The 14,246-nt window shown below is 52.2% G+C and carries 12 protein-coding genes; 8 read left to right on the forward strand and 4 right to left on the reverse strand.

Annotation, left to right across the window (positions count from 1 at the left end; all coding sequences use genetic code 11):
• Window positions 1-26: 26 nt before the first annotated feature.
• The 3 genes from CFF01_RS17340 (at window position 27) to CFF01_RS19170 (ending at window position 1,091) form a co-directional block, all read left to right on the forward strand.
• On the forward strand, window positions 27-485 hold the full coding sequence (locus CFF01_RS17340; protein ID WP_088905610.1) for a GNAT family N-acetyltransferase: 459 nt from the start codon (window positions 27-29) through the stop codon (window positions 483-485).
• Window positions 486-573: 88 nt separating this feature from the next.
• Window positions 574-912, forward strand: coding sequence for a rhodanese-like domain-containing protein (locus CFF01_RS17345; protein ID WP_033539309.1), 339 nt, complete (start codon window positions 574-576; stop codon window positions 910-912).
• An 8-nt stretch (window positions 913-920) separates the two neighbouring features.
• On the forward strand, window positions 921-1,091 hold the full coding sequence (locus CFF01_RS19170; RefSeq protein WP_157705016.1) for a hypothetical protein: 171 nt from the start codon (window positions 921-923) through the stop codon (window positions 1,089-1,091).
• 110 nt (window positions 1,092-1,201) lie between these two features.
• Here CFF01_RS19170 and CFF01_RS17350 read toward each other — a convergent pair whose 3' ends face one another.
• Window positions 1,202-1,795, reverse strand: a complete 594-nt coding sequence (locus CFF01_RS17350) for an FMN-dependent NADH-azoreductase (RefSeq protein WP_088905988.1) — start codon at window positions 1,793-1,795, stop codon at window positions 1,202-1,204.
• A gap of 305 nt (window positions 1,796-2,100) precedes the next feature.
• On the opposite strand from CFF01_RS17350, the gene CFF01_RS17355 reads away from it, so the two are divergent.
• The 3 genes from CFF01_RS17355 to mtr all read left to right on the forward strand — a co-directional run bounded on the left by CFF01_RS17355 (window position 2,101) and on the right by mtr (window position 7,346).
• Window positions 2,101-3,474, forward strand: coding sequence for a DUF4397 domain-containing protein (locus CFF01_RS17355; RefSeq protein ID WP_088905611.1), 1,374 nt, complete (start codon window positions 2,101-2,103; stop codon window positions 3,472-3,474).
• 189 nt (window positions 3,475-3,663) lie between these two features.
• Window positions 3,664-6,087 (forward strand): glycerol-3-phosphate 1-O-acyltransferase PlsB, encoded by a 2,424-nt coding sequence (gene plsB / locus CFF01_RS17360; protein WP_088905612.1) that lies wholly within the window; start codon window positions 3,664-3,666, stop codon window positions 6,085-6,087.
• Window positions 6,087-7,346 (forward strand): tryptophan permease, encoded by a 1,260-nt coding sequence (gene mtr / locus CFF01_RS17365; RefSeq protein WP_033539306.1) that lies wholly within the window; start codon window positions 6,087-6,089, stop codon window positions 7,344-7,346. Before plsB ends, mtr begins: the two co-directional genes overlap by 1 nt.
• An 88-nt stretch (window positions 7,347-7,434) precedes the next feature.
• Here mtr and CFF01_RS17370 read toward each other — a convergent pair whose 3' ends face one another.
• On the reverse strand, window positions 7,435-7,848 hold the full coding sequence (locus CFF01_RS17370; RefSeq protein WP_088905613.1) for a globin family protein: 414 nt from the start codon (window positions 7,846-7,848) through the stop codon (window positions 7,435-7,437).
• 377 nt (window positions 7,849-8,225) lie between these two features.
• Between CFF01_RS17370 and CFF01_RS17375 the strand changes: the two genes are divergently transcribed.
• Entirely contained in the window at window positions 8,226-9,005 is a 780-nt protein-coding gene (locus CFF01_RS17375; RefSeq protein WP_088905614.1) for a VOC family protein, read from the forward strand.
• 136 nt (window positions 9,006-9,141) lie between these two features.
• Window positions 9,142-9,312: a hypothetical protein gene (locus tag CFF01_RS19230; protein ID WP_181404194.1), complete on the forward strand. Its 171-nt coding sequence runs from the start codon at window positions 9,142-9,144 to the stop codon at window positions 9,310-9,312.
• Between the two features lie 71 nt (window positions 9,313-9,383).
• Here the strand turns inward: CFF01_RS19230 and CFF01_RS17380 are convergent, their stop codons facing one another.
• Together CFF01_RS17380 and CFF01_RS17385 are read right to left on the reverse strand one after the other, a co-directional pair.
• On the reverse strand, window positions 9,384-12,527 hold the full coding sequence (locus CFF01_RS17380; protein ID WP_088905615.1) for an efflux RND transporter permease subunit: 3,144 nt from the start codon (window positions 12,525-12,527) through the stop codon (window positions 9,384-9,386).
• Window positions 12,528-12,535: 8 nt separating this feature from the next.
• Window positions 12,536-14,236 carry an efflux RND transporter periplasmic adaptor subunit gene (locus CFF01_RS17385; RefSeq protein ID WP_232479469.1) on the reverse strand — a complete coding sequence of 567 codons (1,701 nt, stop codon included), beginning with the start codon at window positions 14,234-14,236 and terminating at the stop codon, window positions 12,536-12,538.
• Between the last annotated feature and the right edge of the window lie 10 nt (window positions 14,237-14,246).

A 14,246-nucleotide genomic window follows, 5' to 3' on the forward strand; every position in this document is an offset into this window, starting at 1 on the left:
TCCCTAAATACAAGATGGAGCTTAAGATGCAGTTTGTACTCGGTGTGGTCACCAACGCCAGTGTGGTCAAGATGCTTGAGCAGCACCTGGAAGATATGTACGCCACTTCCCCCGCAGAAAGTGTGCACGCTTTAGATTTAAGCGAGTTAAAACAAGACGATATTCGATTTTGGACCCTATGGGAAAGCGACCGACTCTGTGGCTGTGGTGCTATTAAGCGCCTCTCCTCAAACCATGGGGAGCTCAAGTCGATGCGAGTAGCCAACTACTATCGTCAGCGTGGTATGGGAGCCAAAATATTGCACCATCTTCAGGCAGATGCAGCACAAATTGGGATCACTCGTCTCAGCCTGGAGACCGGCAGTATGGGGTTCTTTCTGCCAGCGCGTCGCCTGTACCAAAAATTTGGCTTCGTAGAGTGCGCCCCTTTCGGTCAGTATCGCCCGGATCCCAATAGCGTATTTATGACGAAACAGTTGTCGTGAAATCTAGCTTGTACTGCTAAATCAGACTTGCACTCCTTAATAGATTAGAATAATCTTATTGAAGTTTTTCTAATTGTTGGGGTAGACCATGTTTCAATCACTCTTATCCAAGCTATCAGGTAGTCATCCGGCAGAGCAGTGCTGGCAACTGATCGAGCAGGGCGTGCAGGTACTCGACGTGCGCACGCCACAAGAATATGCCAGTGGTCATCTCCCCATGGCGACCAATGTGCCATTAGACCAGCTTTCCCAGTGGCTGGCTGAGCATAGCGATAAACAGACTCCTTTTGTCCTCTATTGCGGGGCGGGGATCCGCGCGCAAAAAGGCTGTGAGATCCTTAAAGCCAATGGTTTTGAATGCGCCATCAATGGTGGTGCCCTCAAAGATCTGCTCTGTTACCAACCGCAAAAGGCGCTGGAAGGCTAACAACTCATATGAAACAAGTGCCCCACACCCCAGCAGAGAAGGCCAATACGCCAGCTAGTCCTGCGCGCCCAAGATATCGCTTTAGTGCCAATCGCAGTCAAGGGTGCCACAGGGTGCGATATGTGGAGACGAGTCAACAGAGTGAAGAGTGCACCCTGTGCGAGCTGACACAAAAATAATGGCGCAGTAAAAAAAAGGCGCTCAACTTGAGCGCCCTAACCTAGAGATGGGTTAAAAAGATGATGATGAAAAGTATCAAGACTCAATACAAGACAGAGCCTAGGCTAAATTAAGCAACCAGCTGCTCTATGCTCTGCTTCGCCTCACTGATCCCCTGCTCGCTTGCTTCAGGTCCCATGTTAAGGGCTTCGCCGTAAACAGTTTCAACGTCAGTGATACCGATAAAGCCAAGTACAGTTTTCAGGTAAGGCACCACATGATCGCTGTCGCCATTTTTGTGCACGCCACCATGAGTGGTCACCAATACCGCACGCTTACCGTCGACCAAACCTTTAGGGCCAGTCTCTGTGTAGGTAAAGGTCACGCCCGCACGGGCTATTAAATCGATCCAATTTTTCAGCTGGGTGGGAATACTGAAGTTGTACATAGGCGCGGCGATCACAATCGTGTCGTGAGCCTTAAGTTCAGCCACTAACTCATCAGACAGTGCCAGCACCTCTTGTTGACGCGCAGTCAGTTCTTCGCCGCCACGCAGTCCCATGGCGATCTCACCGTCTAACACGGGCAGAGGCTGCGCCGCTAAATCTCTCACCGTCACCTCGGCGCCCTGGCCCTGCCAGTGCTGTTGCAGGTGGTCGATCAGCTTAGCCGACTGTGAATAATCCCCTAATATGCTCGATTTCAATACCAATACTTTTGCCATAACTTGCTCCAATTCAGAATCTCTGTAACAACCAATTGAGGCCAGTTTATCCAGCATTTAATTGAAGGATAAGCGCATAAAATGCGCCAAAACATTCTAAATAAACGAAAGAAAAAGCAAGGCAAATGCTAACCGCCAGCTTCAGCAGCAATCAGCCTCAGACAATTCAATAAATAACCGACTGATTAATATCAAGTTATCTTTAGCGCAAAAAATAATCATTAAATATTGAGCTGTCATTATGATCCCTTGGGCACATCTAGTCGTAACGCACTAGGAACTCAACCCTTGTTAAGGAGAAGCTGATGAAAACGATCTATCCGGCGCTAATGCTAAGTGCCATGATGGGTATTACGGCCTGTGACAGTGATGACTCAGATGAAGTAGTCAATATGGTTCCCGCGCCCGTTGCTGAAGCACATGTTCGTATTATTCACGCTGGCATCGACGCCCCCAAGGTCAACGTGACGGCTAATGATAACGAACTGCTTGCCGATGTTGACTACGGCATATCGAGTGGTTTCTTAACCGTCCCTGTTGGCATGTATGACGTAGAGGTCAATGCTCAAATCGCCGACGGATCTTTACTTAAGGTGCTTACCGCAGACCTGGATCTATCCGCCGATATGGAGTATACGGCTGTAGCGCTTGGTAAGGTGAGCGACGATACATTACAACTTAAGCTTGTGGCCAACCCCAGCGCCGATATTGCCGCTGATTATGCTCGTGTGCAGGTATTGCACGGCGCCTCTGACGTCGGCCTGGTCGATGTGTACGTCACCGCACCCGGCGCTGACATTAGCGACACAGCGCCCACGTTATCGGCTAACTTCCTCGATACCAGCACCCAGATAGAAGTCCCCGCCAGTGACTATCAGATCCGTATCACAGCATCGGGACAGAAGACACCGGTGTTCGATTCCGGAACCGTCCCCCTGATGGCAGATACTGATTATTTCATTACCGCGATTGCCAATGCCTGGAGCGGCGACTCACCCGTTGCCTTACTAGTCGCCCTGGCGGATCAGCAGGCGTTACTCCTTGATGAGATGAGTGGCAGCGATGTGCGGGTAATTCATGCGGTAGCAGACGCTCCGGCGGTCGATATATTTGTCGATGGAGCCACGACGCCCGCAGTCGACATGTTTAGCTTCGGGTCTGTGACAGACTATCTCAATCTCGCAGATGGCGCGCACACAGTCACAGTTGCAGCCGATGCTGACAACAGCGTGGTGGTTATCGATGAAGCCGCCCTCTCCCTGGAAAAGGGTCAAAGCTACAGCGTATTGGCAACTGGGTCACTAGGCGATATGGATATTAATCCTTGGGTAGTGATGGAAGAGGGTCGACGTGTTGCCACCGAGGCTAAGATAAACATTGCTCATGCAAGTTATTCCGCTGGCAATGTGGATATCTACCTCACCCCAGATAGCGATATCTCGTCGGCAACCCCGGTATTGAGCGATATTCCCTTCTTAGCTGCGTCGGGCAGTTTGTCAGTAGCCCCAGGAAACTATGTCGTCAGCGTGACCCCAACGGGCAGCAAAACAGTCGCAATCGGCCCTCTCGATATTAGTCTGGCCGCGGGCGGACTCTATGGTGTGGTGGCTGTTGATGCTACGGGCGGCGGCGCGCCATTGGGTGTGATCCTCTTGGATGATTTTGTCACCGCCATGTAGTGTAAACGCTAATACCATGTACCCAAGTTAAGCCAAGCGCCCCTTTTTGTGGGCGCTTTTTACTGCTTAGTCAAACAAGAGTGATCCCCTATCACCAACTGTCGCACCAAAGCAGACAAATTAGGGATTACTGTTCATTTTCTGGTATTCTATGGCGTTATTAAACATGACTCCTATGCATAAAGAATAATGCCCAAACAAGACTCTCTTTGGTTTAAATCCTTACGTTGGATCCAGAAGAAACTCGTGCACACCATAGTCGTGCCTCAGGATCCCTTTGCCGATCTTAACCTGGATTCAGACAGACCTCTGGTCTACGTCATGAAAACCGAATCCATCAGTGATATTGCCGCCCTGAGCGAAGTGACCGACAAACTCGGCCTACCCAGCCCTTATCAGCCGCTGAATGTCGAGGGCGAAGAAGCTCCACGCGTGGTCTGTGTCGAAGGCGCCAAACCCCTGTTTGGTCAAAGGGAAGGCAATGAGTTTTACCTCGACAGCTTCTCACGCCTGCTGAGTGCCCATAAACGTCACCCAGATCTGGATATTCAACTGGTGCCGGTCAGCCTCTACTGGGGCCGTACGCCGGGCAAAGAAGACGACACCATGAAGGCAGCCGTCCTCGAGCGCGAGAATCCCACCTGGCTGCGCAAATGCCTGATGATCCTCTTCCTGGGCCGCCACAACTTTGTGCAATTCTCTAATGCCATGTCCCTAAGGTATATGGCCGACGAACACGGCACCGACAAACGCATTGCCCAAAAGCTGGCACGAGTCGCCAGGGTTCATTTCAGTCGCCAACGTAAGGTGATGACAGGACCTGTATTGCCAAATCGTCAAAACTTATTTCACGCCCTGCTGAAATCTGAGTCGATGAAGAAGGCGATTCAGGAAGAGGCACAAAGCAAGAAGATCTCAGAGTCCAAGGCGCGCGAGACGGCCATGGAATACCTCGATGAGATCGCTGCCGACTACTCTGACAACCTGGTGCGTATCGCCGAGCGCTTCCTCACCTGGCTGTGGAACAAGCTCTACAAGGGGATCAACATCAAGGGCGCCGAGCAGATCCGTCAGCTGCATCACGACGGCCATGAGATCGTCTATGTGCCTTGTCACCGCAGCCATATGGACTACCTGCTACTCTCTTATATCCTTTACTACCAAGGCATGGTTCCGCCTCATATCGCCGCCGGGATCAACCTGAACTTCTGGCCGGCCGGTCCCATGTTCCGTCGTGGCGGCGCCTTCTTTATTCGCCGTAGCTTCCGCGGCAACAAGCTCTATACCGCGGTATTCCGTGAGTATCTGGATCAGCTGTTTGCCAAGGGCTATTCGGTCGAGTACTTCACCGAAGGGGGCCGCTCTCGTACCGGCCGCCTGCTGGCACCTAAGACGGGCATGATCGCCATGACCCTCAACAGTGTGCTGCGCGGTGTCGAGCGCCCAGTCACCCTAGTGCCTGTCTACCTGGGTTATGACCATGTGATGGAGGTTGCCACCTACCACAAAGAGCTGAGCGGCAAGAAGAAACAGAAAGAATCTGTTTGGCAGGTGTTTGGCGCTATCCGCAAGCTGGGTAACTTCGGTCAGGGCTATGTTAATTTCGGCGAGCCAATCACCTTACATAATTACCTCAACGAGCAGGTACCTCAGTGGCGCGAAGAACTGGCGCAAGATCCTGAGCAGAAACCAAGCTGGTTAACCCCTGTGGTCAATACCCTGGCAAACCGCGTCATGACTCGAATCAACGATGCCGCAGCGGTGAGCTCTATCACCCTGACCAGCCTGGTACTCTTGGCATCAGAGCAAAATGCCCTGCAGCGCAGTCAGCTGGAGAAGCAGCTGGATCTCTATCTGTCGCTACTCAAGAGCGTACCTTACACGGATTACACCTCTGTGGTCGAAGGCGATGGCGCCAAGCTGGTCGCCCAAGGTCTCGAGCTGAAAAAGTTGAAGCTGGACAGCGATCCGCTTGGGGATATCATCTCTATCGATGAGAGCCTGGCCGTTGCCATGACCTACTACCGCAACAACATCATCCACTTAATGGTGATCCCATCTCTGATTGCCAGCTGCCTGACCCGTCAGGACAACTGCACCAGGGCGGATATCATTGCCACGGTGAAAGATTTCTATCCATTGCTACAGGCCGAGCTGTTTATGGGGATCGACGATCTCGAATCTCACGTCAATCAGCTACTGGATCAGCTGCTGGCGGAAGATCTGATCAGCGAAAAGCAGCACTTCACCGTTAAGCCACATGGCCTTAATCAACTGCTGCTGCTGGCAGGTACCATTAGCGAGACCATGCAGCGCTACGCCATTATTTTCAACATTCTGGCCAACTCACCTAAGATTGAGCGTGCAGAGCTTGAGAGCGACAGCCATCAGTTGGCTCAGCGTCTGGGTGCGCTACACGGCATCACTGCGCCCGAGTTCTACGATAAGAAGCTTTACGGCACCCTAAGTGTCAAGCTTAAGGAGCTGGGTTATCTGGCCGATGACAGCCATAGCCAAGAAGTCCTGCGTATTCGCAATCGGGCCAACAGCCTGCTGCGTACCTCGGTAAGACAGACCATAGTTGACAGCGTAGCCGCGGAGCATAAAGCCTAATGGCAAATCATATGAATGCGGCCAAGCATAAGGCCTCTAGTAAATCGCTGCTCGGCGGCGCCATGATCATCGCCGGTACCGCTGTTGGTGCTGGTATGTTTTCCCTGCCCGTGGTGGGCGCTGGCATGTGGTTCAGCTATTCGGTACTGATGATGCTTGGCGTCTGGTTCTGCATGCTGGTTTCAGGCCTACTGCTACTGGAAACTAACCTGCACTATGAACCCGGTGCCAGCTTCGACACCCTCACCCGGGATACCCTAGGTAACTTTTGGCGTATCGTTAATGGCCTCTCTATCGCCTTCGTGCTCTATATCCTGGCCTATGCCTATATCAGTGGTGGCGGCTCTATCGTCAATCACAGCCTCAATAGCCTAGGGGTCGAACTCCCCCAAAGCATCGCCGGGCTCATCTTTGCGCTGGGACTGGCAATTGTCGTCTTTATCAGCACTAAGGCGGTGGATCGCATTACCACCATCATGCTGGGCGGAATGATCATCACCTTCTTTCTCGCAATCGGCAATCTACTGATCGAGATAGAACCCAGTAAGCTGTTTGTGCCCGATGGTGAGGCCAGCTATCTGCCTTACATGCTGGCGGCGATCCCCTTTGGATTGGTGAGCTTTGGCTATCACGGTAACGTACCCAGCCTAGTGAAATACTATGGCAAAGATGCCAGCACCATAGCCAAGGCCATTACGCTCGGCACCCTGATCGCCTTTATCATCTATCTGTGCTGGTTAATCGCCACCATGGGCAACATCAGCCGTAGTGCCTTCGTCGATATTATTGCCCAGGGCGGTAACATGGGCGTGTTAGTGGCCGCACTTTCTGATGTGATGGCAAGCGACTGGCTAACCACTATGCTGACTCTGTTTGCTAACCTGGCGGTAGCCTCTTCATTCCTGGGGGTCACCCTTGGTCTGTTCGACTATCTGGCAGATCTGTTTGGTTTCGATGAGTCATCTAGCGGACGCCTTAAGACGGCGGCTGTCACCTTCTTGCCGCCCACTCTGCTAGGGTTGCTCTTCCCTAACGGCTTCTTGATCGCCATCGGCTTTGCGGCTTTGGCAGCCACGGTATGGGCCGCCATAGTGCCTGCACTCATGGCCTATAAGGCAAGACAACTGTTTCCCGACAGCCAGGGCTTTAAGGTACCGGGCGGCACCGCAGTGATTGCCATAGTGATCTTTTTTGGTGTGCTGACGGCGGCCTGTCACCTGCTGGCCATGGCCGATCTATTGCCCTTGTATGGCTCGTAAGGTCAAGGAAGCATTGAGCTAAGCCAGTTTTCACCGCTTGGCTTACACGGCAAAGGCGCTCTAGGAGCGCCTTTTTGCTATATGGGCATTAGTGATGCAATTTCGGCTTCATGGTATCGGCGACCAGATGAAGCAAGGCTACCCATGCTTCGCGAACGTCCCGAGAATAGGCCTCGCCCAGTCCCGTCTTCAGTGTATACAGGAGTGCATTACCCACCGGAGTAAAATGCTCACGCTTAACGCCATAAGCATTGTGTCTGTGAGCGAGCTCCTGCAACTGAGGCACTAAGGCATCAAGATCATTGAGCCCCTCCACGGCCGCCTTTAACATGGCCAACAGTTTACGCCCCTGATGACGCAAATCCTGCTTAAATAGCGGCTTTAAATTTGGATCTATCTGAAACAGGGCATCATAAAATATCGCCGCTGCCTGCTCGCTAATGGGCTCAACTTGTTTGAAAGATGTTTGTACAAGATCGATTTGGGTGGATGTCAGGCTCATCGAAACTCCCTCTTCTGAATTAGTCTCCTCTCAGCATAGACATAAATGGCAAAACAGGCTTAACTAAATTGATATCACAAAAGATTTTTCATTAGGGAAGGTGCGAACAAGTCGTCGCAGAGCTCTGGCTTTGATAGCAGCGACAGTTCTAGGCATTCAACTGAAGGCATGCCGAGGCCTGCTGAAGTTGAATAACACCGAAATGGTGTTGCTATCAAAGCCCCGCAGGGCGAGGCTTACAGCGGTATTTGCTGCGTTACAGTTCTTGCGAAGGACTAGGGCCATTCGCAAGAACTGTGCCTTGCATCTATCCACTTTAAGCACACGCAGAGCAAGCACGGGACTTATTCGCACCTTCCTCAACAAAGGACTCCAAGATGAAGATTGCAAGCTATCAACATGGCGATCCCTGCTGGATTGAGCTGGCCAGTCATGAGGCCGCCTCGGGTAAGCACTTCTACAGCGAACTGTTCAATTGGCAGCTAAAGGATATGCCCATCCCTGATGGTGTCTACACCATGTTTGCCACAGAAGATGATGATATAGGCGCCATGTATCAGCTGCCGCAAAACATGATAGATGACAAGGTACCGACTCACTGGAGCATCTATTTTGCCGTCGACAACCTGGAAAACAGCCTAGAGGCAGTGATCGCGCACGGCGGCCAGATACTCTTAGGCCCTCACAGCGTAGGAGATGCAGGTAAGATGGCACAATGCCTAGACCCGGAAGGTGCTAGTTTCTCCCTTTGGCAAGCGGGCAATCATATAGGCTCTATGCGCATGGGCGAGCCAAATACCCTCTGCTGGGTCGAGCTATGTTGCCGCGACACCGCCAGAGCCATAGCCTTTTACAGCCAGGTCCTGGGTTGGCAAGTACGTGAATCTCAAATGGAGGATTTCATCTACTACGAATGGATGCAGGGTGAACGCGCTATCGGCGGCATGATGGCCATGACAGCTGAATGGGGCGACATGCCTCCCCATTGGATGCCCTACATTATGGTAGACAACTGTGATGCCACCGTCGCCAAAGCCACAGAGATTGGCGGCAGAGTCTGCGTACCGCCAACGGATATTCCCGAAGTAGGACGCTTTTCGGTGATCAATGATCCTCAGGGCGGTACCTTGTCAGTCATACGACTCACTACAGCGTAAATCCTTAGTAAAAAAGCACTAATCTTAGGGCTTAAAATGGAAGAGGCATTGCTTTAACTCTTTGTTTTAGTTAGGTTCATAACCTTGCACATTGACTTGGGCAATCTTGTTAACCACTAATCAGGGATGTAATAACATGCTTAAAAAATGGATGCCTATCATGGCGACGACACTCTTAATCGGCCTTAGCGGCTGTGCATCCACCCAAGAGTCAGACACAGAAACTGCTGACAACACCAGCAACAAAGCGACTAAAGAGTGCAAAAGGGTACGCTCAACAGGATCCAATATCGGCCGCTGTAAATAGCTGCCTTTGACTGATAAAAAAAGCACTGCCTAGGCAGTGCTTTTTTTATCTTTATGATTCAGACAGCTTCATCATGCCTCGGCTGAGCGCTTCAAGCGACGGCCATAGATAAGCAGGTAGAGGGCTGGTAGGACGAATAGCGACAACAAGGGCGCAGTGACCATACCACCCACCATAGGTGCGGCGATCTTCTGCATCACATCGTTACCTGAACCTGCACCCCACATGATGGGCAGCAGACCAAAGAAGATGGTGGCTACCGTCATCGCCTTAGGACGAATACGCATCACAGCACCTTCTATCAGCGCCTCCTTGAGATCCGTTACATACTCATAACCGCCAGTCTCTTTACGGTGCTTGATGGCATTATTGAGATAGACCAACATGACCACACCAAACTCGGCAGCCACACCCGCCAGGGCGATCATCCCCACCGCCACGGCGACCGACATGTTGTAGTCGAGCATATAAAGCAGCCAGGTACTCCCCACCAAAGCAAACGGCAGACTCAACATGATAATAGAAGCCTGCATCGTCGAGCCAAAGGTCATCATCAGCAGAATGAAGATCACGCCAAGCGCCATGGGGATCACCTTCTTCAGCTTGGCATCGACCCGCTGCATATATTCATACTGGCCAGCAAAGCTGTAGCTGTACCTTGGCGGAACATTTAGCTGCTGCCCCAAGGCTGCCTTGGCCTCATCGATATACTCACCAATCGAGGTGCCCTGAATGTCTACGAATACCCAGGAGATCAGGCGGCCGTTTTCACTCTTGAGCATAGGAGCCCCATCGGTGATCTCGATATCCGCCAGATTACGCAGCGGCAGATAATGACCCGACTTAGTGATCACTGGCAGCTCTCTGAGCTTCTCGATATTATCTCGCAGCGCCCGAGGATAACGCAGGTTGATCGGATAACGCTCCGCCCCCTGAATCGACTCGCCAATATCCATACCGCCTATGGCGTAACGCACCACATCTTGAATATCACTCAACGTCATACCGTAGCGCGAGGCGACATCCAGCTTAGGCGTAATATCGATATAGCGACCACCACCCACACGTTCGGCGTAGGCCGACTTGGTATTGGGCAGCTGACTCAGAATCGCCTCGATATCGGCACCCACCTTCTGCAGCTCATTCACATCGGCGCCGGTGATCTTAATCCCCACAGGGGTCTTGATACCGGTAGAGAGCATGTCGATACGGGTCTTAATGGGTTGCACCCAGGCGTTGGTCAAACCTGGCACTTTTACCGTTTTCTGCAGCTGGTCTATCACATCCTGTAGCTCGACGCCTTCACGCCACTCCTCTCTCGGCTTAAGCATGATGGTGGTTTCCAGCATGGTCAGCGGCGCAGGATCGGTCGCCGTCTCGGCGCGACCCACCTTACCAAAGACACGTTTCACCTCAGGTACAGTCTTGATTAACCTATCGGTCTGCTGCAACACCTCGGCCGCCTTACTGGCGCTGATTCCCGGCAGTGCCGTTGGCATATAGAGAAGATCTCCCTCCTCCAACTCAGGCATGAACTCGCTACCCATGTTGGTGACAGGATACCAGGCGCTACCCAGAGCCATAACCGCCAAGATCAAGGTGATCTTAGGGAAACGCAGTACCAGATTAAGAGACGGCTTGTAGAGGGCGATCAACACCCGACTAAGGGGGTTACTGGTCTCTTTAGGGATCTTACCGCGAATAAAGTAGCCCATCAGAATAGGCACTAAGGTGATCGACAGGATCGCCGCAGCCGCCATGGCAAAGGTCTTGGTATAGGCCAGCGGGCTGAATAAACGTCCCTCCTGGGCCTCGAGAGCGAACACAGGCACAAAACTTAACGTAATGATAAGTAATGAGAAAAATAGCGCAGGCCCCACTTCGATAGACGCCTTAGCAACAATATGCCAATGCTCCTTGTTGTCAGGATCACGCTGATATTCATCCTTGAAGTGCTCAAGGTGCTTGTGCATGTTTTCGATCATCACGATCGCGCCATCCACCACGGCGCCGATGGCGATGGCGATACCGCCAAGACTCATGATGTTGGCATTCACCCCCATCTTATTCATCACGATAAAGGCGATCAGAATCGACAATGGCAGGGTGATCACCGCAACCAGTGTTGAGCGCGCATGGAGCAGGAACAGCAGACAGACAAAGCCCACCACCAACATCTCCTCGATCACCTTGTGAAACAGGTTTTCCACCGACTCGTTGATTAGCTCAGATCTGTCGTAGGTCGGAATAATCTCCACCCCTTTGGGCAGACCCGCCTTTAGCTGTTCAAGCTTTGCCTTAACCGCGTCTATGGTTGCCAGGGCATTTTCGCCATAACGCATCACGATAATGCCACCAACGACCTCACCTTCACCGTCAAGTTCAGCGATACCGCGTCGAGAGGCTGGCCCCTTGCGCACTGTGGCCACATCTTTTAACAGCAAGGGCGTACCTGAAGGACTGGTTACCCCTAGCGGGATCTCTCTGAAATCCTCCAGCGTCTGACGATAACCCTTGGCGCGCACCATATACTCAGCCTCGGCCATCTCAATCACAGAGCCACCAGCTTCGGTATTAGATTTGGTGATAGCACTCTTCACCGCTGCAATATCCAGCTTATAGGTGACCAGCTTATCGGGTTCAATCACCACCTGATAGGTCTGCTCCATGCCGCCGACGGTGGCAACCTCAGACACCCCGGCCACACTCTGTAGCTCGAGTTTCAGGTACCAGTCTTGCAGACTCTTAAGCTGAGACAGATCCAGGCTACCGGAGCGATCCACCAAGGCATACTCATAGATCCAGCCCACGCCCGAGGCATCTGGCCCCAGCGAAGGTTGCAACCCTTGTGGCAAACGACTGCTAACCTGACTCAGGTATTCCAGCACCCGTGAACGCGCCCAGTAGATATCCGTACCATCTTCAAAGATCACATAAACATAAGAATCGCCGAAGAAGGAGTAACCCCTAACCGTCTTGGCGCCGGGAACCGACAACATAGCGGTAGACAGCGGGTAAGTGACCTGCTCCTCCACCAGCTGAGGCGCCTGCCCCGCATAAGGGGTCTTAATGATCACCTGTACATCCGAGAGATCCGGTAGGGCATCGAGCGGCGTATTTCTCAGCTCCTGCACACCCCAGACGGTGATCATCAAGGCGATGATCAACACCATCAGTCTCTGGTTGATAGAGGCTTCAATAATTTTCTTTAGCATGGTGCCCCCTAGTGTTGATGGCCGCTGCTAAGGCGCATCAAACTCCCCTTAAGGCTCGCCTCAGAATCCAGCAGGAATTGACCCGAGATCACCACCTGCTCACCTTGGCTAATGCCGCTTAAGATCTCCGCTTTACCTTGGGACATCATGCCCACGGTCACCTGACGAGCGACGAAGCCGCCATCATCTTGCTTGACGATCACCCGGTTTTCTTTACCTGTCTGGATCAAAGCTTCTTGCGGTATCACTAAGGCGTCCTCGTTCGGGCCGCCGTAGATCTCTATCTTGGCTAGAGTGTTCGGACGTAGCTCCACCTCGTTGTTTGGCAGCACAATACGCACTCGCAAGCTGCGAGTCACAGGGTCAAGCTCTGGGTAGATATAATCTATCTCTCCCTCGATATCCTTAAGTCCCATGGCAGGCACAGATACCTCTGTGGGTTGGCCGATAGCCAGCCAACTCTGCTCATTCTCGAATACATCGGCAATGACCCACACCTTAGACAGATCCACCACTGACATCACCTCGGTGGCGGGCTGAATATACATGCCATCACGAACCGACAGCTCTTTCACTATACCGTCAGCCTTGGCGTAGAAAGGCACCCGATACTGGGTCTGCTTGGTCTTCGCCAGTTGCTTGATCTGTGCCTTATTCATCCCCAACAGCTCGAGACGCAGGCCTGCCTTACGCACCAAGTCCTGATAGTTACCGCTATCCCTAGAGCTATTGAGGCTACTAAGCGCTAAAAGATAATCATCCTGGGCGTTAATCAGATCCGGTGAGTAGATCTCATACAAGAGCTGCCCTTTAGTGATCTTATCGCCTACGGCATTGATGGCTAATTTTTCAATCCAGCCATTAACCCTAGCGTGAATATGGTTGATCTGGCTCTCGTCGTAGCCAATCTGCCCCACGGTTTGCACAAACTTCCACAGCGTATCTCTTTCTGCCTTAGCGACCTTGAGCGCTAAGGCCTGCTGCATACCACCCGACACATCTATCTCTATCTGCTGCTGGTTACCACCCACTTCAACTTTCTCCAGGTTCATGCCACAAATAGGGCAAGTACCAGGCACGTCGCTGACAATGTGGGCATGCATGGGGCAAACATATTTAATCGATGGTTCGCCGGTGAGCGGTGCAGGTTTCGCCTGAGATAAGGGATCATGTTGACTGTGATCCATCTCAGCTTGCGACTTAGTGCTGGGCGATTCCTCTTCCTCTTCGGCTACCAGGAACATATTACACTTAGGGCAGCGGCTACCAGGCTCATGGCTGGTCTCTTCAGGGTGCATTGGGCAGACATAGGTCTTCGCCGCCTGCTCATTAATAGGGTCGGCCTGAGTCTCCTGCTCCACCAGGAACATATTGCACTTACGACAGCGGCTACCCGCCTCATGGCTGGTTTCCTCTGGGTGCATAGGGCAAGCATAGGTCTTCACTCCCTGCTCGCTAATGGGCTCGGCCTGAGTCTCCTGCTCCACCAGGAACATATTGCACTTAGGGCAGCGGCTACCAGGCTCGTGGCTGGTCTCCTCGGGGTGCATTGGGCAGGCATATGTTTTCAGGCCAGACTGATGCTGATGATTCTCATGTGCATGAGTGTCGCTGGCCTGGGTATAGCCTAATTGAGGTGTCGCCACCAGAAATAGGCTCAAAAGATAAGCAAGCTTTTGGCCTCTGTTTTTCGAATTTACCTGACTCATAATGCCTCAT

The sequence above is a fragment of the Shewanella marisflavi genome (genome assembly GCF_002215585.1).
Lineage (GTDB): Bacteria > Pseudomonadota > Gammaproteobacteria > Enterobacterales > Shewanellaceae > Shewanella > Shewanella marisflavi.

What these genes read in the sequence shown, in the direction of transcription:
- CFF01_RS17375 (WP_088905614.1), top strand. Translation starts at nt 8,226, where the DNA reads ATGAAGATTGCAAGCTATCAACATGGCGATCCCTGCTGGATTGAGCTG.
- CFF01_RS17345 (WP_033539309.1), top strand. Translation starts at nt 574, where the DNA reads ATGTTTCAATCACTCTTATCCAAGCTATCAGGTAGTCATCCGGCAGAG.
- plsB (WP_088905612.1), top strand. Translation starts at nt 3,664, where the DNA reads ATGCCCAAACAAGACTCTCTTTGGTTTAAATCCTTACGTTGGATCCAG.
- CFF01_RS17370 (WP_088905613.1), bottom strand. Translation starts at nt 7,848, where the DNA reads ATGAGCCTGACATCCACCCAAATCGATCTTGTACAAACATCTTTCAAA.
- CFF01_RS19230 (WP_181404194.1), top strand. Translation starts at nt 9,142, where the DNA reads ATGCTTAAAAAATGGATGCCTATCATGGCGACGACACTCTTAATCGGC.
- CFF01_RS17350 (WP_088905988.1), bottom strand. Translation starts at nt 1,795, where the DNA reads ATGGCAAAAGTATTGGTATTGAAATCGAGCATATTAGGGGATTATTCA.
- CFF01_RS17355 (WP_088905611.1), top strand. Translation starts at nt 2,101, where the DNA reads ATGAAAACGATCTATCCGGCGCTAATGCTAAGTGCCATGATGGGTATT.
- CFF01_RS19170 (WP_157705016.1), top strand. Translation starts at nt 921, where the DNA reads ATGAAACAAGTGCCCCACACCCCAGCAGAGAAGGCCAATACGCCAGCT.
- mtr (WP_033539306.1), top strand. Translation starts at nt 6,087, where the DNA reads ATGGCAAATCATATGAATGCGGCCAAGCATAAGGCCTCTAGTAAATCG.
- CFF01_RS17340 (WP_088905610.1), top strand. Translation starts at nt 27, where the DNA reads ATGCAGTTTGTACTCGGTGTGGTCACCAACGCCAGTGTGGTCAAGATG.
- CFF01_RS17380 (WP_088905615.1), bottom strand. Translation starts at nt 12,527, where the DNA reads ATGCTAAAGAAAATTATTGAAGCCTCTATCAACCAGAGACTGATGGTG.
- CFF01_RS17385 (WP_232479469.1), bottom strand. Translation starts at nt 14,236, where the DNA reads ATGAGTCAGGTAAATTCGAAAAACAGAGGCCAAAAGCTTGCTTATCTT.